Origin of the sequence: Bathymodiolus azoricus thioautotrophic gill symbiont (assembly GCF_001298715.1) — a bacterium.
In the GTDB taxonomy this organism is placed as follows: domain Bacteria; phylum Pseudomonadota; class Gammaproteobacteria; order PS1; family Pseudothioglobaceae; genus Thiodubiliella.
Map to the genome: position 1 here is coordinate 1 of NZ_CDSC02000375.1, position 802 is coordinate 802.

The following is an 802-nucleotide window of genomic DNA, read 5'->3' on the forward strand; positions in this document are numbered from 1 at the left end:
GCTTTCTTTAGAGTCATCCATAGCTCCTGAAGCTTCTTTTGCACCTTCAGCGCCGACCATTGCCATTAGTTTAAACCACCTTGTTGTCATCTGATAATATAGAAATGATGAGCCAAGGGCAACCATTGCACCAGATGTTGTCATTCTGCCCATTAATTCACTGGCAATACTTGAAGCACTATCATTGCCTATGCCTGTGTCTGTTAGTACATTCATAATATTGTTGTCAATAAAAGCAGCAATTGCCCAGATAACAGTTAAAAAACTAATTGCAAAATAAAATACCATTAGCTGTATAAATACATCAACTCTAAGTGCTGACACTAACAGTATAATGGGTAGCAAAACAACAAATATTAATTTTACCATTGCTAGACCAATAGGTAAAAAAGCAATTATCACGACTGTTAGAGTATTTATAAAAAACTCAGATATCCACGTTGTCATTACCACCAAAATCCCAGATAGGAATGAAAGAACCCCCTTATTTAATTCATTTTCCATCTCTAAATCTACAAAATTATCACTTGATTTTAAGTAACTTCTCATTATGTCATCAGCCTCTTCATTATCTAAGCCTTTATCTAGTTTAAATTCTTTAATTAAGTTCTTTCTTAAACCTCCGTTAGTATCCCAAAGCCATTTACAACTAACCTCATCAACGCCATTGAATTTTGTTGTAACCCCGCTTGGAATTAAAGATGAACTGTAGCACTCATTACCTTCTGTGCATTGCTTATAGAAACCAGCATTCTCAAGATAAAACGAGCCACCCACCCAATCATACTCTTCAATATCAATA

At 35.0% G+C, this 802-nt stretch carries 1 protein-coding gene; it reads right to left on the reverse strand.

All coding sequences use genetic code 11. The annotated features are described in order from the left end of the window. Positions 1-802 (reverse strand): hypothetical protein (locus BAZSYMA_RS10045; RefSeq protein ID WP_195910148.1); only part of this gene is annotated, 802 nt, incomplete at both ends.